This window comes from Hymenobacter radiodurans (assembly GCF_004355185.1).
Taxonomy (GTDB): domain Bacteria; phylum Bacteroidota; class Bacteroidia; order Cytophagales; family Hymenobacteraceae; genus Hymenobacter; species Hymenobacter radiodurans.
The window spans coordinates 2,857,778-2,878,222 of record NZ_CP037922.1 but is presented as its reverse complement, the minus strand read 5'-3'; the positions used below and the strand labels follow the sequence as shown (position 1 = coordinate 2,878,222).

Below are 20,445 nucleotides of genomic sequence, written 5' to 3'. Positions count from 1 at the left end.
CCCTTCAGCAGTGACCGCATACACGGGGAGTTCCCGCTGATGTGTCCCTGGCTCTGTCGTTCAGGAAGCCCCGATTGAGCTTAATGGTGCGGCAGGTAGTAGCTCTAATTGATGTAACAAATATATCAGAAGGTACTATGTGAAGCAAGGTACCTTGATAAATATTTTTGATAGTAGCTAAGATTGAGTTTACTAGTTCGCTATGGGAGGTATTGGTAGACAGCAAAAAAGCCCCCAAGTATATCTCGGGGGCTTTTTGCAGGAGTAAAATGTAGGCTGAAGTTACTTGCCAGCCGTTACCTCTTCGCCGTTTCGGAAGGTCTTATTCTGCTTAACAGCCTTGCCATCAGGCCCGAAGTACGTCCAGACGCCGGTTTCCTTGTTGTTGCGGAAGGCGCCTGCAACCTCAGGGGTACCATCTTCGCGTAGTTGGCGGTAAGCACCGGATTTTAGCCCCTTTACGTAGGTCGTTTCGGATTTTAATTTGCCTGAGGCATAAAATTCCTGACCCAAGCCGGTAGGGCGGCCATTCTCATACACGAGCTTGGTTTGTACCGCCCCGGTGGGGTAGTAGGTCAGCTTGTCTCCGGCCAGCCTGCCATTCACATACGTTTCCTGGGTTTGTACCTGCTTACCATCGGGATAAAAAGTGCGCCACGTACCGGCAGGTACGTTATTCTTAAACTGCTGCTCCTGTTTCACCCCGCCCGACTCATAATAGGCAGTCACCTTACGGTCGCGGGCCTGGTTGCTATAGTCAGTCTGCTTTTCCAGCTTCCCAGACTCATAGAAGTCCTGGTTCTGGCCAGTCAGGATACCGGCGCGGTAGTTCAGCTTGCTCTTTACGGCGCCGCTTTCATAATAAGCTTTTGCCGGGCCATCAAGGTTAGCCGTGCCGGCCCCGGGAGCAGCTCCTTTGGTCAAATCGTCGCCGAGAGGGTTAGTCACGCGGCGGGTTTGCAGAGTTGCCGCTACATAGTTGCCTTCGGTGCGCAGCTTACCCGAGCGGTAGTAGCTTTTCTGCGTGCCTTTACCAGCCTTATCAATCACTACTTCGCTTTCTAGCTGGCCATTATCGTAGTAAGTTTTGTAAGGGCCAGCCAGCAAGCCATTGTTATATGTCGACTCGCTTTGAACCTGACCGTTTGGGTGATAGGTTTTCATCGGGCCATTGGCCTGGCCGTTCTTATACGTGGTTTCCACTTTGGGCTTGCCCGATGGATATAGCTCCCGCACGGCACCCACGGGTTGGCCATTTACCAAAGAAGTTTCCAGCTTAATGGCACCGCTGGGATGATACGTTTTGAGCGTGCCATCGGGCTGGTCGTTGGCGTATGTGCCTTCCTGGGCTAGTTTGCCAGAGGCGTAGTAGGTTTTGAAAGGCCCTTGGCGCAAACCCTGCTTGAAGGTGACCTCCAACCGCCGCTGTCCGTTCTCAAAGAACTCGACGTAGGCACTATCGCGCTTGCCGCCGGCATAGCTGGTCTGTGCTTCTACCTTGCCAGAGCGGTAAAAACGCTTGTAGGGCCCTTCCATGATAGTGTCGGCTGGGCTCACTAAGGCAGAATACACCTCGCGTACTACCTTATTGGTCGAGTCGCGGTAGCTCACCAAACGACGCAGTTTCTGGGCCTGAGCCGTGGAGGAGAGTAGCAGTAATAGAAAAATAACTCGTTTCATAGACGCAAGAACGCAGGAAAATGTGTCAAAGTGCATTGCCGTGGCATTAGCCGGTTTTTTAACCTGATTACGTCAATACACGAAGACTCAATGAAGAAAAAAAGCCCCCCAACGACCGTTGGGGGCTTTTTTGCTTTAAATAAGCTAGCTCTACAGTTTTTCCAGCACAATGCTGCTAGCGCCACCGCCACCGTTGCAGATGCCGGTCACGCCGATTTTTCCGCCTTCGTTTTGCATCACGTTCAGCAGCGTCGTCACAATGCGCGCACCAGAAGCACCCAGCGGGTGGCCCAGCGATACGGCGCCGCCGTACACGTTCACCTTCGTGCCTTCCAGGTTGAGCAGCTTGTTATTAGCCAACGATACGACAGAGAATGCCTCGTTAATTTCGTAGAAATCCACCTCGCTGGCATTTACCCCCGCGTGCTTCAAGGCCTTCGGAATAGCCAAGGAAGGAGAAGTCGTGAACCACTCTGGTGCCTGCTCAGCATCAGCGAAGCCCCGGATGAGAGCCAACGGCTTGATGCCCAATTCATCGGCCTTTTCGCGGCTCATAAGGAGGACCGCAGCGGCGCCATCGTTCAGGGTAGAAGCGTTGGCAGCCGTTACGGTGCCGTCTTTTGTAAATGCAGGCTTCAAACCGGCTACTTTGGCGAAATCGACCTTCAGATATTCCTCATCATCTTCGATAACGGTAGTTTTGCCACGATTCTCGATGGTAATAGGAATGATTTCGTCCTTCTTTTTACCGGCTTTGGCTGCGTTTGCGCTACGGGTGTAGCTTTCAATGGCAAACGCATCCTGCTGCTCGCGGGTAAAGCCCATTTCTTTCGCTGTATGCTCCGCCGCGTTGCCCATGGCGTAGTCGTTGTAGGGGTCCCACAACCCGTCCTTCATCAGGCCGTCGATCATCTGCGAATGACCATACTTAGCGCCAAAACGAGCTTTGTCGAGATAATACGGCACATTAGACATGCTTTCCATACCGCCGGCCAAAATTACGTCGGCTTGTCCCAGCATAATGGCCTGCGCCGCAAACATGATGGCCTTGGTGCCCGAGGCACATACTTTATTAACGGTGGTACATTCTACAGTATCAGGCAAGCCAGCTTTTTTGGCGGCCTGGCGAGCAGGTGCTTGGCCTAGGTTTGCCGAAATCACGTTGCCCATAATTACTTGCTGTACTTCCTTCGGATCAACACCAGCTTTCTCTAAAGCACCTTTCAGGGCAATACCGCCCAAATCGGTGGCTGAAAGCGAGGCGAGGCTACCGCCAAAACTGCCAATTGGCGTACGCACGGCGGCAACAATAACTACTTCTTTGACTTGCATAAAAATGGGTGGAAGTGGGAGTGGATCAGAAAAACGAAGCCGAGACTTCGGTCCGCAAAAGTACGAAGAACCCGAGTAGCGTCCGCTTTCTGGAGGTGTATTGCCAGCGTTTTTGCTGCCCTTACCAAGCTGGCTTGTCGCTGGCCGGCTTACGAACCGCCCGTCGTGGCAGCTGTTGCAGGTACTGCTGTTCTGCGGCACCCAACGACTCTAGAATTTGGCGGGCGCGGCCCGTGCTAAGCTGCATCTGCTGCAAGCGTGCCCGTTGCGTCTGGAGTTGGGTTTCGTCGAGGTTCGCTGCTTCGGTCCCTGCTCGCTTGCTGCGGCCGCTGGCAGCTTCGGCACCTCCGGGCTCGTCACTGAGGCCGCGCACACTGCCTGGTTCTGAGCCGCTGGCTATGTTTCGCTCGGCCCCCGCACCAGGCTGAAAGCCGCCACGGGCCGGGCTACCAGGGTTAGCTCCCGGCCGATTGTTATTGGATTGCCCCGACTTGTCTGTTTGGTCCTGAGGTGAATTTCGCGGATCGGGGGGCAAATTTGGCTCATCAAGCTGTCCTTTGCGGTCGTTGCCGGCCTTCGTACGGGGTTGATTGGCTGCCTGCTTTGGCGCTGTTTCCTTGGGTTTCGGGTTGGAAGCGTTGTTGGGAGATGGTTCGGGAATGCGCGGGGTATCAGGCCGCCGCGCCAGATAATCGCGCAGCACTTCGTAGTTATAGCGTGCCTCGGCATTGGTAGCATCAGCCAATAACGACTGTCGCAATAACGTTACGGCTTGGGCAAATTCACCTCTTTGCACAGCCAGCACAGCCAGCTGTTGTTGCGCCACGCTGCGTAAAGCAGGTGTTTTGCTGGTAACCAAACGGCTGTAGTATGATCTGGCTGCGGCCTCGCGACCAATTCGGGTAGAAGCATGAGCCAGATTCAGGATTACTGCTTCATCCTTGGTTCCCAATTCTTCCACGGCCCGTTGGTAAGCCCGCGCAGCACCGGCAAAATTCTGGCGTGCATACGCGGTAGCTCCTTCCTGCACGGCTACATTCCGGTCACGGATGCGGGTGAATCCTCCCCACCCTCCGATCAGCAGTAAAACAAGGAGCAGCACATTTTTCATGGCCGTATTACGCGAACAGTAAAGATGATATCCAGCGTCAGCAGTACTAATGCTAATAGTAGCGGCAGCCGGTAGCGGTTGTCGGCCACGGCCACGGTACGCACCTGCTCAGCTTGGCCCTCAAGCCTATTCAGAGCATTAACTAACTGGGGAAATTCATTGCGCTGATCAGTCAGTTCAAAATATTGCCCCCCAGTTTGCTGGGAGAGGCGCCGTAGTGTAGTAGGCATTAGCCGCGTAACGGCTTCACGGCCTTTGTTATCGCGGATGAAGCCACCACCACTGAGGCGTGGAATGCGGGCACCTTCCAAGGTGCCAACGCCCACCGTAAACAGGCGTACCCCCGAGCGAGCCAACAGGCGGAGAGTAGGCTCGATGTTCTCCCCAAAGTCTTCGCCATCACTTATAACAACTACCGCAGTTGCGCGCGCCACCGAACCAGCCGGCCGGCTGGTTGCTTCCATACGGGCAAGAATTAATTCTAGCGGTGGCACAAAGTCAGTACTGCCCACGGGTACTAAGTTGGTTTGCAGCGTTGAAATAAATAAGCGGAGCGCACTTTGGTCATAGGTCAGCGGACATTGCACAAAGGCATCAGCCGCAAAAACCAGCAACCCAATTCGATCAGCCTGAAAGCGGTTAATCAGTTGCGAAAGCTCCAATTTTGCTTTTTGCAGGCGAGACGGTATTACATCAGTTGCATCCATGGAGCGCGACAGATCCACGAGCAGCCATACATCTTTGCCTGCTGTACGTACGGGCTGTTGTGTAACGCCGTAAGCCGGGCCAAGCAAAGCCATTATAAACAGCCCAAAGTAAGCTGTTCGCAAAAGTAGTTTCCAGCCCAAGTGCCAGCCCCGCTGACCCAAGGGGGCCGCCAAGCGCCTCGTGCGTAACGCATAGCCTATATAGAGGATCAAGAAGATACCAAGGCAAGTCAACTCAAGCCACGATAGGGGATATGCCCAATTCATAAAAAACTTCGAGGAATGCAGCAGGTATTGGAATGGAGTGTTCTGGCTGCCCAACTATGCACTGACTCAGGCTACTGCGACAAATATAACCGCCGATTGCCAGGTAAAAACTGATATAGTAGGATGCGTAAAGGAAGATATTTTTTTTGGAGAAGGCTGATTTTTCGCTTCTAGTTGTATATTTGCGCACTCTTCGACCGGAAGAGACCTGTTTTGGAGAGATGGGTGAGTGGCTGAAACCAGTAGTTTGCTAAACTGCCGTAGCTCTAAAGGCTACCGGGGGTTCGAATCCCCCTCTCTCCGCGTTCCTTTTCCATGGGGAATACAGAATGAGCAATGAGGAATTGCAAACAGATTCTTCACTCTCAGTTCTTATTCCTCATTCTCTTTTCGGGGTGTAGCGTAGCCCGGTATCGCGCCTGCTTTGGGAGCAGGAGGCCGCAGGTTCGAATCCTGCCACCCCGACGATTTTCCCAAAAAAGGCCTTTTGCATTTCGCAAAAGGCCTTTTTTATGAGTTTATTTTGCCTCGTTAGCTCAGTTGGATAGAGCGGCTGCCTTCTAAGCAGTAGGTCAGGAGTTCGAATCTCTTACGGGGTACACTAACCAAAAGCCCCCTGGTATATATACCAGGGGGCTTTTGGTTTTAAATCTTAAGCTGAAATACGATTGCTCAGCTGATGTCAGCACTACCTCGACTTTGTTTTGAAGAATGCACTTCAAACTACTGCAGTGGAAGTTTGCTTCTTAATTTCCAGAGGCTTGGCTCGCAAAAGTTTTTGCATTGGCTTCTCGATTAAGTGGTATAGTGTAATTGAAAGTAAAGTATACGCTACCAAACGTGCCAACCAATGATCGCTCACATAATGAGTGAATACAAAGTCTATTGCTCCCAAATGGATTAAATAAAATATATAGGAGCTTTTCCCTAATAGGATAAGCAGCCGTGATTGTAAAATCGATTGTAACCAAGTGCGCTCCCGGATGAGTCCCCAGAATAATAAAACGATCGGAATTGGTAATAGAACAGTATTAACAATAAATACCATATATGAATTAGCTGGAGTGTCCTTTTCGATAAAGTACTGAATTAGCGCTAACAGCAATGCTCCAGTGATAATACCAGTTACACCATACACAGTTGCATGTGTGAAGGAATGTTTGTCTTTATCCTCTACTCGTTTATTCATCCACAGCGCAAGGCCCATACCCATCAAAAATTCAATACAACGCCCAAAAAAGGTTGCTCCCAGCATAAAGTCAATGCCCGCCATTAGACCGTAGTACGGTAAATAGCGAGAACAAAAAGATACTAAAAACAATCCAGTGGTTAGTAGAATTAATGGATATAAGTAAAGTGCTTTAGCATTCTGCCGTACACCCAAAAGTAAAAATGGCGCGCTCAGATAAAATGTTTCCTCTACGGTTAAAGTCCATGCAGTTGGTATACCTATAAATACAAAATTAGAGAAGTAAGCGCGAGTAATGGTGGCATTGAGGATAATAGTTACTACTTTATCTAAAGGTGTAAACGAAGCTCCCCACTCATACCAATTATTGCTATACTTATGAGTCATTATAAAAAAAGTAAATACCGTTAATATAAAGTAAATAGGGTAAATGCGAGCGAAGCGGTTTTGTATATAGCGCCTAAACCAGGATTTAGTAAAACTAAGCCCATTTGCGTACCGGGCTGTAATCAGAAAACCACTGAGAACAAAAAAAATAGTAACTCCTATGTGGGCTTCTAAACTAAGCCGGGTAAGCCATTCTATTCCTAACGATTTCCCTGAGAGAAAGCTTACTGGATCGCTATTCACTATGTGATAAACGAATACCATATAGGCGCCAACTGCACGGACCCCTGTTAGAGCAGGAAAATAGGAATTTGCTGTAATTATGCGCTCTTGTGATTGCTCAGCCATGCTAAAATATTATCTGCCTTTTTCATAGTTGTGCTGTTACAAACTTACTGAATATAGTTAGCGCTAAAAGATACTTACAACAACAGCTTAACAACCCTTCGGGGTCAGAATGCATCTTTAATAAATTATAAAATAACTATCTTAAGTTTTAACTCCTCTTATGTCTATTGGTCAAAGTGAATAATGCATTTATAGCATAATATATCTCGTAAAGTCAATATGAAGTCATACTACGGCTAATTGAACTATAACTGTCTTAATTCGACAATTATACTTTAACATTTTTGGGTATGAAATATCATTTAAACAAGTGAAAATGCTCCAAAATATCAAAAAAGCTTATCAAATATTCATATTGATATAGACTAACCGGTATATGGTTTGCTTATTAGCTTTAAAAAAAGCAAGATGAGACTAACCGCTACCCTTCTTCAGTTCATACTTCTCTTGATGTGTTCTCCTGTAATAGCGAGCACCTATTATGTAAATGCAACGGGAAGCGATAATAATTCCGGTTTGTCTGCAAAAGATGCGTGGAAATCTATTGAGAGGGTAAACTTAGAAACGTACAAACCAGGTGATCGTATTTTATTCGCTGGTGGTGAGATATTTAAAGGAAGCATCTGGTTGAGGGGAAATAGTCAAGGTACAGACCACAAGCCAATAATTATCAGCTCTTATGGTCGTGGTACTGCCACCGTAGAAAGTGGAAACTCGTACGGCTTTTACGGCTATAATATGGCAGGAATTGAGTTGCGCCGCTTGAATTTTGTAGGTGCGGGGCGTTTGATAAATAAGGATTCAGGAGTCATATTTTACCTTGACTCAACCAACACTAAGCTAAACCACATTAGGATTGATAGTCTCGATGTCAGCGGTTATCAGTCAACGGGTATCTCGATTGGTAGTTGGAATGGAGGCAGCGGTTATAAGAATGTAAGAATAACCAATTCTAAAGCCCACGCTAATGGGAGCGCCGGTATTTCTTCCTATGCTGAAGATTTGGCTGCCCATGCGGATTGGTATATAGCTAACTGTAAAGCATATGATAACTCTGGTCGGCAAGATATTACTTCGCATCACACTGGCAACGGTATCGTTCTGGGAGGTATCGATGGCGCTTTAATTGAGCACTGTGAAGCTTATAATAATGGGTGGCTCAACTCATATGCGAATGGGGGCCAGTGGGTATCTGGGGTTGGAGCTGTAACAACCTGATAATTCAAGAATGCGAGTCGCACCATAATCGCACTGGCATGGCACACGATGGTGGTGGGTTTGATTTGGATGGAGGCTGCACTAATTCAGTGCTGCAATACAATTATTCGCACGACAATGACGGTCCGGGTTACTTGATTGCCCAATTTCCTGGTGCTTCACCTCTTACGGACGTAACAATTCGCTACAACATCAGCGTTAATGATGCTCAGCACAATAATCAGGGCTCTATTCAGCTGTGGTCTTCAGGAGACAATGGTGGTATCCAACGCGCTTCCATATACAACAATACCATTTTTCTATCGCCGCCTGCTAATGGCTCTAGGCCCAAAGCTGTGTATGTAATGAGTGGGGGCGTCAGCGATATCACTTTGCAAAACAACGTTTTGCATACTACAGGTGGTTTATCTATTATGAGTATTGATGGAGCCGCAACAAATGATGTAAGATTTCAAGGGAACTGCTACTGGACAGATGATGCAGAAGTGACTATGTGGTGGGGTGGCACGCGCTTTACCACACTTGCTGCTTGGAGGGCCGCGGCAGGGCAGGAGCAAATAGGCGCAAAAGCCTGCGGCATTATCGCTAACCCAGAGCTTATACAGTCAGGCGTAAATCCAGTGGTCGCGCAACGCACCTTCACTACGGCTAAATACGCTGAGGTTGAATACACCTTACTTCCTTCGTCGAGCCTGCTCGGCGCGGGGCTGAACCTTCGTAGCGAGTTTGGCTTAGCTACAGGCTCACGCGACTATTTTGGCAACCCTACTGCTCCATTAGGAACTACAGGTAATATTGGCGCATCTGAAAATAAAAATCTGGTTTTGTCTTCTCAATCAGGCTCGACGAAGGCTTTGAAATCATGGTTCACAGCTTATCCTACACAAGCAACCGAGAAGGTATATATCTCATTCGCTGCCGACATTATTCAAAATAAGGCCGTTGATGCAAAGCTGTACGATATGCAGGGAAGACTGTGTCGTACTCAAAATTTTGGGCGTCAGGATACAAAAGATGCTGCCTTCTCATTGATTGGCTTGACCGCCGGACGCTATCTACTACGCGTAGAAAGCGGAACGCTTAGCTCGTCTCAATCTATAATCGTTGCTAACTAATAAGTAGAGCGCTAATATCCCAAACCCGAGGGCAGTATATATTCTTAGAGTGTCATCAATCATAGAAAAGCTCCCCAGTATATTACTGGGGAGCTTTTCTATGATTTTGCGTTGAAAACGGATTGCCTAGTTCAACCAAACAGTATATAATAACTCGAAGCGATGTGGAGCAAAGGCGTTAAAGTATGGCGCTTCGGCTTGGAAGCCTAACACGTGCACTAATGGAATGCCTTCCAAATGAGAATCGACGACGCGCACGGGATAGAATTGTCCTTGCTCTGGCCAGTCGCCAATATGATTAAAAGGACGATCCTCGGCATTCAGACAGCGAGCGTACTCAATATAGGGCGCGTGACGAGTAGCTTCAGCTAAGGTGATATTGGCAACTTCGTGTGACATACAAGCAAAGGTAGAAGGTTTCAGAACTAGTCCGAGAAGCTAGTAGTTCCGCACCTTGAGTTTTTGCCTCAGTATCGTTTCTTCAACATATCATTGAGTTGATTCTACTGCGGTAGTACGGAGTAGCTATAGAGACATTTTAGCCTGTGCGTACTAGCTATATCGGGCTAACTGAAATGAACTCAAACAGCTTGGCAGACGAAATAGCGCTGGTAAGTTTGTGCACATAAAAAGGGAGGTGCGGTGGACAATCTGATGGTAGAAAAATGCGTCTTTTAGTAGCACGAGTATGGGGGGCAAAATCCGGTCGTGGCTGGCAAAAACCGATTAAAAATGGTATCTTTGCCTATTAACACTGACGCTGAATTTACCCGCATTCCATGAGCGAAACGAAAGAGAAAAGAGTCCCCGCTGAGTACTCTGCGGATAGTATTCAAGTACTGGAAGGACTGGAAGCCGTACGCAAGCGGCCATCGATGTACATTGGTGATACTGGGGTTAAAGGCTTACACCATTTGGTGTGGGAAGTAGTCGATAACTCTATCGATGAAGCCCTGGCAGGCCACTGCGACCGAATAGAAGTTACCATCAACGAAAATAACTCAGTTACCGTCCGCGATAATGGTCGTGGCATCCCTGTCGACTTCCACCAAAAAGAAGGTCGGTCGGCTTTGGAGGTCGTGATGACCGTGCTTCACGCGGGGGGCAAATTTGACAAGGATTCCTATAAGGTTTCTGGCGGTTTGCACGGTGTAGGCGTGAGTTGCGTAAATGCACTGAGCAAAGACCTGAAAGTAACCGTGCGTCGCAACGGTCACCTCTACGAACAGGAGTATAAAATCGGGGTCCCGCAGTATCCGGTAAAGCAAATTGGCGATACCGAAGAACACGGTACGCAGGTAGAATTTCTGCCTGATGATACCATCTTCTCGGAGTCGGTATACAAGTACGAAACCATTGCTACTCGTCTGCGCGAACTGGCTTACCTAAATAAAGGCATTCGTATCACTCTCACTGACCGCCGCGACAACGACGTAGACGGCAAATTCCTTTACGAGGAGTTTTACTCAGAGGGTGGTCTGAGTGAGTTTGTTGGCTACCTTGATGCGGGTCGTACGGTGCTGATGCCGAAGCCTATTCACGTAATTAGTGAAAAAGGTGGCACGCCGGTAGAAGTAGCTTTGCAATACAATGACTCCTATCAGGAGCACATTTTTAGCTACGTCAACAACATTAACACCATCGAAGGTGGTACGCACGTTGCTGGCTTCCGCTCAGCCCTGACGCGTACACTGAAAGCTTACGCCGATAAGTCGGGTATGCTGGAAAAAGCGAAGGTGGAGATTCAAGGCGACGACTTCCGCGAAGGCCTGACCGCCGTTATTTCGGTAAAGGTGCAGGAGCCCCAGTTTGAAGGCCAGACCAAGACTAAGCTAGGTAACTCCGACGTAAGTGGCGCTGTAAACCAGGCCGTAGGCGAAATCCTGAACCAATACTTGGAGGAGAATCCCAAAGAGGCTCGCATCATCGTTGAGAAGGTGATTCTAGCGGCTCGCGCCCGTATTGCGGCTCGTAAGGCCCGTGAGATGGTGCAACGCAAGACGGTACTGGGCTCCAACTCTTTGCCGGGTAAGCTGGCCGACTGTTCCGAGTCGAACCCTGAAATCTGCGAGTTATATCTGGTCGAAGGCGACTCGGCTGGCGGTACCGCTAAGCAGGGACGCAACCGGGCTTTCCAAGCTATTCTGCCACTACGGGGTAAGATCCTGAACGTGGAGAAAGCGCAGGAGCACCGCATCTACGAAAACGAGGAAATCAAGAACATGATTACCGCGTTGGGTGTGTCGTTTGGCACGCCTGCCGATGTAGAGGCTGGCATTGAAGCGGATCCTAAAGGTCTGAACATCACGAAGCTGCGTTACCACAAAATCATCATCATGACCGATGCTGATATTGACGGTTCGCACATTCGGACCCTGATTCTGACGTTCTTCTTCCGCTACATGAAGCCACTGGTTGACAATGGCTACATCTATATTGCGCTGCCACCGCTGTATCTGGTGAAGCGTGGTAAGGAAGAGCGGTATTGCTGGACCGAACAGGAGCGCCAAACCGCTCAGGATGAGCTAGGCCGCGGTAAGCCCGAAACGGTGAACGTGCAGCGCTACAAAGGTCTGGGAGAAATGAACGCCGAGCAGCTCTGGACCACCACGATGCAGCCCGATACCCGTTCGTTGAAGCGTGTAGACGTAGAATCGGCTGCTGAAGCTGACCATTTGTTCTCTATGCTCATGGGCGACGAAGTAGCGCCGCGCCGTGAGTTCATCGAGAAAAACGCCAAGTACGCCAAGCTGGACGTATAGAGGCAATAGTAGAAAAAAAGCCCCCCAGCACGCTGGGGGCTTTTTTGTTTATAACTACATCAACCAAGGCATACCATGATCCAGATTTTGGAGTTATCTTTTAGTAACAACTAGGATAGATTCCTTTCTCTGTTCGGAATGACAAGTGTGGCGCTGTAACTTGCCACTTGCGCCTTATTCTTCGCTATGAAACTCTTCAAATCAGCTGACCTTATCCGCAAAAGCAAGTATATCAGCCGCGACTTAAGCTGGCTGCGCTTTAATTATCGCGTCCTCGACCAAGCCAAAGATCCGTCGCGCACCTTGTTTGATCGGCTGCGATTCATGAGTATTACCTGCTCCAATCTCGACGAGTTTTTCATGATTCGGCTTGGTTCGCTCTATAACTATATCGACTACGGTAAGGAGCGTATCGACTATTCGGGGCTGCGGGAAATGCCGTTTCGGCGTAAGCTATTGGATTTTGCGCACCGTTTTGTAAACGACCAATCCCTCACGTACCTGAATGAGCTGAAGCCACAGTTTGAGAAAAACGGCTTCAACATTCTGCGGATGGATGAGCTGACGGAGCTGGAGTTGAAGAAGGCGGATGGCTACTTCAAAAACACGCTGTTCCCGCTGCTGACGCCGATGGTGTATGATTCCTACCATGGCTTCCCCCTAATGATGAATCAGATGCTAATTCTGGGGGTGGTAACACGCACGGAAGCAGAAGGAGAGAAGGGGCAGGAACGCCTCACCTTTGTACAGATTCCGCAGAATCTGTCTCGCTTTTTTGAGCTGACGCGCAAAGACAAGGTGATTTTTGTGCCTATCGAAGAAATCGTGCGGGCTAACTTGCCTAAGCTGTTTCGCAACGTCGAGATAGAGTCGGCCAACCTGTTTCGTATCACCCGTAACGGCGATTTTACGCTAGAAGAATCAGACGACATCGACGTAGATTTTATCAAAGAAATTCAGGTTGGTTTAAAAACTCGGAAGAAAGGTCGCGTGGTGCGTCTGGAAGTGGAGAAGGATGCGTCACCAGTTTTAATGACTGTTCTGAAGGAGCGCTGGAAAATTGATAATGGCAATGTGTTCGTTATCAACTCCATGATTGATATGAAAGGGCTGCTGCAAGTTATTAAGCACCCCAACTTTCGGGGAAAAGCAGCCCGTCAACCATCCCCTGTACCGCCGCTAAGCTTACCTGAGGGTGCTGAAGACAACATGTTTGAGTACCTCAAGCATCATGATGTACTTCTGCATCACCCCTACAACAGCATCGATCCGGTTGTGCGTCTCTTGGAGCGGGCTGCCGAGGATCCGCATGTGCTAGGCATCAAGCAAACCATTTACCGATTAGCCGACGATTCACGGGTGACAGCGGCGCTGCTGAAAGCGGCCGAAAACGGCAAGCACGTATCTGTGTTATTTGAAGTGAAAGCGCGCTTTGATGAGGAGCGCAATATTCGGGAGGGGGCCAAACTGGAGAAAGCAGGCTGCTTTGTCATCTATGGGGTGAGCAAGTACAAGACGCACACTAAGATGCTCATGATTATCCGTAAAGAAGGGGAGAAGGTGACGCGTTACGTGCACTTAGGCTCTGGCAATTACAACGAGCAGACCTCACGCATTTACACCGACGTTAGCTTGCTGACGACCAACGATGTGTATGGCCACGACGTGTCAGAATTCTTCAACGTAATTACGGGCCATTCCCAGCCCGACGACTACGAGTACCTGATTACGGCGCCGAAAGATATGCGTCAGCAACTCATACATCTAATTCGCGAGGAGGTCCGAAACGCGAAAAAAGGACTGCCCAGTGGTATTGTGATGAAGATGAACTCCTTGGAGGACAAGGAAATGATTGATGAGTTTTATCGGGCCAGCAAGGCGGGTGTACCCATTCGCTTTATTGTACGGGGCATTTGCTGCCTACGGCCGGGCCGGCCGGGCCTAAGCGAAAATATTGAGGTGCGCAGCATCGTAGGCGACTACCTCGAGCATTCGCGCTTGTTTTACTTTCACCACGGCGGCCAGCCAAAAGTGTATGCTGGCTCCGCAGATTTGATGGTGCGCTCCTTTGATCGTCGGATTGAAGCTTTATTCCTAATTGTAAATCCAGCTCTGAAGCGCGAGGCCATCAACATCCTGTATTTCAATCTTAAAGACAATCAGAATACGTACCTGATGCGCGAGGATGGGGCGTACGTACGTCGTAACCCAAGCCCGGAGGAGCCTATTTTCAACGTGCACAAGGAGTTTTATCACCGCCATTACGCGGCTGTGTCCGAAAACTCCTTGTATGAGGAATGGCTCACGCGCGCGGATGTGCAAACAGATAATGCGGCTTCAAATGAAGGGCCACCGTTAACTGCCCCTGATTTTCCATCAGACGCTGATATAGAGGACGCCGAAATGGAAGCTGAATTGGCGACTTTAAACTCAGAGATTGAAGAGGAATTACCTAGCGGGGAAGCTCCTCAAGATGTATAACTACCGCTGCTTGCCCAAAAAAAGCCCCCCAGATCCGATCTGGGGGCTTTTTTTATTAACCTACTCAGCGCCGCTGTGTGAGTTCTGAACATCGGGATGAGGTGGAATGCTGGAATGGTCATTCGGCGGGCGGAAGTCTTCAAAATGACGTTCAAATAGCGTCTGCAGCATTCCGTCCTTCAAGCCGATATCGGGCACGTGCATATTGTTAATATTTGCCCACTCCATGGCGGAAAGATAGATTTGACCCGCCGGCACAATAACGTCGGCGCGGTCGGGGTTGAGCATGGCCACATTCACCCGCTCATCCATCGTCATCTTCGTTAGGTTATCCAGTAGTGAAGCGATGCGCTTGCGGGTTATCGGCTTATCGAGCGTGGTTTGGGTTTTGGCTAAGCTATAAAGCTTGTTGATGTTGCCACCGGTACCAATTGCCCGCGTCACATGGTAACGACGGGCGTTTTCTGTCACCCATTTCTCCATCCGTTTCCAAGTGCCGTTGAGGGCATCCGTGTTGAGGCCCGATTCTTCCTGTTGCATGCGCCGAATAGAGCCAACTTCAAACGACTGCGTAGCCACTTTATGGCGGTTGTGATAGATGTTGAATTCCGTACTTCCTCCGCCTACGTCAATGTGCAAATAGTGTTTATTATCCTCTAGCACATGTTCAATCACGCTATTGATGTACATGGCTTCGTCCTGACCATCAATTACTTCGATGGTCAAACCTAGCTCTTTGCGTACCCGCTCAACCAACGCCGGCGCATTTTTGGCGGTGCGCATGGCGGAAGTGGCGCAAACTAAGTGGTGTGCTACTTCGTGCACTTCCATCAACAGCTTCAGGGAGTGCAGAAACTTAACGAACTTATCGGCCTTGGCAGGTGAGATGTCGCCGGTGGCAAAAACATCTTCACCCAAGCGCATAGGGTAACGAACGTACTCCACCCGCTTCAACCGAAAACGCCCCCCATAAACCAGCACAGCCGAAATTTGGCACCGTACAGCATTCGATCCGATATCAATGGCAGCTAGCTTCAGTAGGGGATACTCCATCAGAAAAGTCTGTGTGGTGAAAGAGGAAATGGAATCCAAAGATAAACCTTTGCCGAAAGTAGGCTTAAAAGGAGGGAAAATTGCCTTTGAGCCTTGCGTAGTAGTCTAAAAGTCTACTTAGAAGCAAGCCGATGCAGCTTTCCTGAGGTGAAGCTAGTATACGCATCACCCACGTTAGTACTTAGTACTCCGATAGTAGTTCTGTGGCCACTCGAGGAACCCCTGTGCTTGCGGGCTCCGTAACAAAGCGTACGTTGCGTCGGCCCATCAATGGCGGCTGATGCGGATCAATTACGATGATGGGGCAATGCTGGGGGGCAAATTGCAGGAGCCCGGCCGCCGGATATACCTGCAACGAGGTGCCGACCACCATAAATATATCGGCGGTAGCAGCTTCCTCAATCGCACGCTCCATCAACGGCACGGCCTCCCCAAACCACACGATATTAGGCCGTAGCTGGTAGCCTTTTTCACACAATTCACCTAGCTCAATACGGTCACTGGTCATGGGGTACACAAGCTCTTCATGGCGCGTGCTGCGTGACTCAAACAGCTGTCCGTGCAAGTGAATAACCCGGCTGCTGCCTGCGCGCTCGTGCAAGTCATCTACGTTTTGGGTTACGATGACTACTTCATAACCTTTTTCCAGCGCTACCAAGGCAAAATGGCCGGGATTAGGCTGGGCGTTTCGGGCGGCACTACGCCGCTGATTATAGAAGTCAAGTACCAGCTCGGGGTTGCGTGCCCAACCTTCAGGGGAAGCAACATCTTCAATTCGATGACCTTCCCAAAGGCCATCAGCGCCGCGGAAGGTAGCCAAGCCACTCTCGGCACTGATACCAGCGCCAGTTAATACTACTATTTTTTTCGACACGTTTGAAGCCGGTTTGTCGTGTTAGAAACGCATCCCTGCATACGGATAACCATTAAAAACGGCCAGCTGTCCGCGTCTACGTATGAAAGCTTTGGCAATTGTCTCTTTGAAGAATGAATGTAACTATGTTTTTATAAATATTTATATAATTTTTATGCCTTATTTAACACCTGCTAGTCTGTATGTCGCTATGTATCAGAAGTAAAAGTTCGTGCGAAACATGGGTTAGAGGTTTTTTGAAGCTATAGTATGCTGATGCCATTAGTAGAAATAAGCATACAATTGAAATTAAACTGGACCGTAGTGAGTTTGCACTTTACAGTATATTCCATCTTGCTGTTCAGAGGACACTCATTATCTAATCAATCTCTGTTGGGGTTACAACAGCATTAGGTAAATTTGCTGCTTCTCCGATCTGCATTGCCTCTTTATGATCGACCTTTTGTTTGATATTAACCTCCAGCACTTGCCCGACGACTACCTCACCGGCAACTGGCGGGTAGCCGATCGGGTGCTGAATCAAAATGACCCTAGCTCTACCTTGGCTCAAGCAACGCACCTGCAACTGCAGCCTGGCTTGCTGCATGTAGAAGCTCCGACGCAGCAGGATAATGGTCGGTGGACCGTGGAGCGTGATAGTTTGCTGAGTCGCCCTTACTTGCAACTGCAGTTGGCGCGGGAAGAAACCCGTGCGTTAGTTACTCGTCTGCGCCGCTCTACCGATGGCGCCCAGAGTCAGCTTAGTCTTTATTTTCAGTCGGGCATGGAAATGCAGCTTGCCCGGCCCTGATTTCGCTTTTCGTTATTTCCTCCATTATGTCATCTGTTGATACTGAATTTAACGCGCAGCAATTTCGCTTTCTGGCCGAGCTCATTCCCCAGCTTGTCTGGATTACGGACCCTGACGGCTACCACACATACTTTAATCAGCGCTGGATCGACTACACGGGCTATACTGTGGAGCAAAGCCAGGGCAGCGAAATGTGGAACAACCTGTTGCATCCCGATGACCGCCAACGTGCGCGCGACCGGTGGAGCCAATCATTAGCCAGCGGCGAGTTTTACGAAATTGAGTACCGTTTTATCTCCAAGGATGGCTCATATCGCTGGTTTTTGGGCCAGGCCTTGCCGCGTTTCGATGAGCAAGGTAAGATTGAGCAATGGTTTGGTACCTGCACCGATATTCATGAGCAAAAGCAGCTTCAGCAGCAGTTAGAGCGCTCTTATGCCGATCTGGAAATGAAGGTCACCTTTCGCAACTTAGAACTGGAGCGTGAAGTACAAAGCCTACGTCAGCGTTTAGGCGAATAACTGCCAGCACAGTTGATACAAAAAAGCCCCCAGATTCTTCCTGGGGGCTTTTTTATGCATTAAAATGATTTACTATTTTGCTTTGGCTGTTGCCTCCTTTGCGGGAGCAGCCTTCTTAGTGGTTGCCGCCTTTTTCGCTGCAGGCTTCTTCGTAGCTGGCTTTTTCTTTGCAATAGCCGGCTCATCCACGGTTTTCTCAGGCGTCTTTTTGGCAAAACGGCCGCCTTTAGCGGGCTTATCAGGTGTTAGCTCGGCCAATTCCAGGCATCGCTCCAGCGTCAGGTCCAAGGGCTCTTCACCCTTAGGGATTTTCACGTTTTTCTTGCCCACCACGATATACGGACCGAAGCGGCCATTCAGCACCTGCACATCCTCGCGCTCTGGAAAATTTTTAATCAAACGCTCCGCGTCTGATTTGCGCTTGGCTTCAATAAGTTCAATAGCTTCCGAAGCCGTAATGGTATGCGGATCTTGCTCCTTGGTGAGCGAGTAAAACTTGCCGTCGTGACGAATATAAGGACCGAAACGACCGAGAGAAGCCGTCATATCTTTCTCCTCAAACTGCCCCACTATGCGCGGTAGCTTGAATAGATCGAGCGCCTCTTCCAGCGTAATATTCTCGATAAACTGGCCTTTGCGAAGACTTGCGTACACGGCCTTCTCCTCGGAACCCTCCTTTGGCTCAATTTGCACATAGGGGCCATAACGACCCAAACGGGCTGTTAACTTCTGCCCAGTGTCGGGGTGAGTGCCAATCTCGCGGTTTGAGCCCAGCGTGCTGCGCTCAATATCCTGACCACGCTCAATAGTCTCGTGGAAAGCCCCATAGAAGTTGGAGAGCATGTCGCCCCATTTCTCCTGACCATTAGCAATAAGGTCAAATTCGCCCTCAACTTTCGCCGTAAACTGGTAGTCGATAATAATAGGGAAGTGCTCAACTAAGAAGTCATTAACCACCATGGCGGTGTCAGTCGGAAACATCTTTGCTTTTTCAGCCCCGTACGTTTCCGTTTTAACCTCCGTCTTCACCTGCTCGCCTTCCAGCGTAAGCACTCGAAACTTGCGCTCTTTGCCTTCGCGGGTATCTTTTTCAACGTAGCCCCGCTTCTGAATGGTGCTGATAGTAGGCGCATAAGTAGAAGGTCGACCAATGCCCATTTCCTCCAACTTCTTTACCAGCGATGCTTCTGTGTAGCGAGCAGGCGGTTGAGCATAGCGCTCCGTGGCACGCAACAATTGCAAGGGTAACTGCTGTCCAACCGTCAGAGGCGGCAAACCACGAGAGAAGGTAGAATCACCATCTTCTTCCTCGTCGTCCTTCGACTCACTGTATACTTTCAGAAAGCCCTCGAAGGTTATTACTTCACCAGTAGCCGTAAGTGTGGTGCCTGGCTGCGTGCTGATGCCAATAGTAGCTACGGTGCGCTCCACTGTTGCATCGGCCATCTGCGAAGCCAGTGCCCGCTTACGAATCAAATCGTAAAGACGCTGCTCTTGAGAGTCTGAACCTGTTTTTACTAAGGCAAAATCAGTAGGACGGATAGCTTCGTGAGCCTCCTGCGCCGAGGCAGACTTCGTTTTGAACTGGCGCTTATGAGCATATTCCTCACCATAAGCCCGGCTGATTTCTGTGTGCGCGGCTGCCAGCGCATCCTGCGACAGGTTTACCGAGTCAGTACGCATGTAGCTGATCTTACCAGCTTCGTACAGCTTCTGGGCTACACTCATGGTTTGAGCCACGGAGAAGCCCAGCTTGCGCGAGGCTTCCTGTTGAAGCGTGGAAGTAGTAAAAGGCGGCGCTGGAGAGCGTTTGCCCGGTTTCTTTTCTAAGTTTTCAATCTGGTAAATGGCCCCCACACAGCGAGCCAGGAAATCCTGTGCTTCAGCTTCAGTTTTAAAGCGCGTTGGTAATTCAGCCTCTAAAATTGCCCCTCGGCCCGCATCAAAGCGCGCCGTAACGCGGTAAGCAGAAGACGTTTTAAATTGATTGATTTCCCGCTCCCGCTCTACAACCAAGCGAACAGCCACAGACTGTACGCGGCCGGCAGATAAACCCGTTTTAACTTTCTTCCACAGCACCGGCGACAACTCAAAACCAACCAAACGGTCGAGGACACGGCGGGCCTGCTGGGCGTTTACTAAATTCAGGTCAATCTCCCGGGGCGAGGCAATAGCATTGAGAATAGCGTTTTTTGTGATTTCACGGAATACAATACGGCGCGTTTTGGCGTCGTTCAGATTCAGTGTTTCGGCAAGGTGCCAGCTGATGGCTTCGCCCTCACGGTCATCGTCACTCGCTAACCAAACAACTTCTGCCTCTTTCGCCAGCTTTTTCAGCTGAGCAATTATCTCGCGCTTATCGGCCGAAACTACATAGGTTGGCTTAAAGCCATTAGCAATATCAATAGCGTTGTTATCCTTTGGTAAATCGCGTACATGACCAAAGCTGGACTTGACAATAAAGTCCTTGCCCAAGTATCCTTCGATAGTCTTGGCTTTGGCCGGTGACTCAACTATGACTAAATTTTTGATCATATAAAGGGGATTGGCAACGAAATACAGGTGGGTATCAACTAAGAAACGACCTAAGAGGAGCAAAAGTTGAATTTT

General features: G+C 49.4%; 15 protein-coding genes and 3 tRNA genes. 9 read left to right on the top strand and 9 right to left on the bottom strand.

The annotated features are described in order from the left end of the window. Positions 1–282 precede the first annotated feature (282 nt). The 4 genes from EPD59_RS13430 to EPD59_RS13415 form a co-directional block, all read right to left on the bottom strand. Complete coding sequence (locus EPD59_RS13430) at positions 283–1,680, bottom strand: toxin-antitoxin system YwqK family antitoxin (RefSeq protein ID WP_165963589.1); 1,398 nt, start codon at positions 1,678–1,680, stop codon at positions 283–285. A 150-nt stretch (positions 1,681–1,830) separates the two neighbouring features. After that, on the bottom strand, positions 1,831–3,012 hold the full coding sequence (locus tag EPD59_RS13425) for an acetyl-CoA C-acyltransferase (protein ID WP_133273232.1): 1,182 nt from the start codon (positions 3,010–3,012) through the stop codon (positions 1,831–1,833). Between the two features lie 121 nt (positions 3,013–3,133). Continuing rightward, positions 3,134–4,114: a hypothetical protein gene (locus tag EPD59_RS13420; protein WP_133273231.1), complete on the bottom strand. Its 981-nt coding sequence runs from the start codon at positions 4,112–4,114 to the stop codon at positions 3,134–3,136. Between the two features lie 5 nt (positions 4,115–4,119). Then, a complete protein-coding gene (locus EPD59_RS13415) occupies positions 4,120–4,923 on the bottom strand; it encodes a VWA domain-containing protein (RefSeq protein WP_165963588.1) in 804 nt (267 codons plus the stop codon). A 389-nt stretch (positions 4,924–5,312) separates the two neighbouring features. Between EPD59_RS13415 and EPD59_RS13410 the strand changes: the two genes are divergently transcribed. From EPD59_RS13410 to EPD59_RS13400, 3 genes are all read left to right on the top strand, one after another. Further along, a tRNA-Ser gene (locus tag EPD59_RS13410) sits at positions 5,313–5,400 on the top strand. Between the two features lie 88 nt (positions 5,401–5,488). After that, positions 5,489–5,562: transfer RNA gene (locus EPD59_RS13405), tRNA-Pro, on the top strand. A gap of 60 nt (positions 5,563–5,622) precedes the next feature. Further along, positions 5,623–5,696, top strand: a tRNA-Arg gene (locus EPD59_RS13400). Between the two features lie 119 nt (positions 5,697–5,815). Here the strand turns inward: EPD59_RS13400 and EPD59_RS13395 are convergent. After that, positions 5,816–7,021 (bottom strand): acyltransferase family protein, encoded by a 1,206-nt coding sequence (locus tag EPD59_RS13395; protein ID WP_133273229.1) that lies wholly within the window; start codon positions 7,019–7,021, stop codon positions 5,816–5,818. A 450-nt stretch (positions 7,022–7,471) separates the two neighbouring features. Between EPD59_RS13395 and EPD59_RS13390 the strand changes: the two genes are divergently transcribed. Next, positions 7,472–8,239, top strand: coding sequence for a hypothetical protein (locus EPD59_RS13390; RefSeq protein ID WP_133273228.1), 768 nt, complete (start codon positions 7,472–7,474; stop codon positions 8,237–8,239). A 38-nt stretch (positions 8,240–8,277) separates the two neighbouring features. Continuing rightward, positions 8,278–9,354, top strand: a complete 1,077-nt coding sequence (locus EPD59_RS13385) for a T9SS type A sorting domain-containing protein (RefSeq protein ID WP_133273227.1) — start codon at positions 8,278–8,280, stop codon at positions 9,352–9,354. 126 nt (positions 9,355–9,480) lie between these two features. Here the strand turns inward: EPD59_RS13385 and EPD59_RS13380 are convergent, their stop codons facing one another. Beyond that, on the bottom strand, positions 9,481–9,753 hold the full coding sequence (locus EPD59_RS13380; protein WP_133273226.1) for a hypothetical protein: 273 nt from the start codon (positions 9,751–9,753) through the stop codon (positions 9,481–9,483). 380 nt (positions 9,754–10,133) lie between these two features. Between EPD59_RS13380 and gyrB the strand changes: the two genes are divergently transcribed. Both gyrB and ppk1 read left to right on the top strand, forming a co-directional pair. Beyond that, positions 10,134–12,116, top strand: coding sequence for a DNA topoisomerase (ATP-hydrolyzing) subunit B (gene gyrB, locus EPD59_RS13375; RefSeq protein WP_133273225.1), 1,983 nt, complete (start codon positions 10,134–10,136; stop codon positions 12,114–12,116). Positions 12,117–12,302: 186 nt separating this feature from the next. After that, the gene (gene ppk1, locus EPD59_RS13370; protein WP_133273224.1) at positions 12,303–14,597 is read left to right on the top strand and encodes a polyphosphate kinase 1; all 2,295 of its coding nucleotides are present in this window, start codon (positions 12,303–12,305) and stop codon (positions 14,595–14,597) included. Positions 14,598–14,657: 60 nt separating this feature from the next. Here ppk1 and EPD59_RS13365 read toward each other — a convergent pair whose 3' ends face one another. Further along, complete coding sequence (locus EPD59_RS13365; RefSeq protein WP_240731401.1) at positions 14,658–15,689, bottom strand: Ppx/GppA phosphatase family protein; 1,032 nt, start codon at positions 15,687–15,689, stop codon at positions 14,658–14,660. Positions 15,690–15,831: 142 nt separating this feature from the next. Further along, positions 15,832–16,524 (bottom strand): SIR2 family NAD-dependent protein deacylase, encoded by a 693-nt coding sequence (locus tag EPD59_RS13360; protein WP_133273223.1) that lies wholly within the window; start codon positions 16,522–16,524, stop codon positions 15,832–15,834. Between the two features lie 430 nt (positions 16,525–16,954). Between EPD59_RS13360 and EPD59_RS13355 the strand changes: the two genes are divergently transcribed. Both EPD59_RS13355 and EPD59_RS13350 read left to right on the top strand, forming a co-directional pair. After that, positions 16,955–17,314 (top strand): hypothetical protein, encoded by a 360-nt coding sequence (locus EPD59_RS13355; protein ID WP_133273222.1) that lies wholly within the window; start codon positions 16,955–16,957, stop codon positions 17,312–17,314. Positions 17,315–17,340: 26 nt separating this feature from the next. After that, entirely contained in the window at positions 17,341–17,835 is a 495-nt protein-coding gene (locus EPD59_RS13350; protein WP_133273221.1) for a PAS domain-containing protein, read from the top strand. A 72-nt stretch (positions 17,836–17,907) separates the two neighbouring features. On the opposite strand, the gene topA is transcribed toward EPD59_RS13350, so the two are convergent. Then, positions 17,908–20,370 (bottom strand): type I DNA topoisomerase, encoded by a 2,463-nt coding sequence (gene topA, locus EPD59_RS13345; protein ID WP_133273220.1) that lies wholly within the window; start codon positions 20,368–20,370, stop codon positions 17,908–17,910. Between the last annotated feature and the right edge of the window lie 75 nt (positions 20,371–20,445).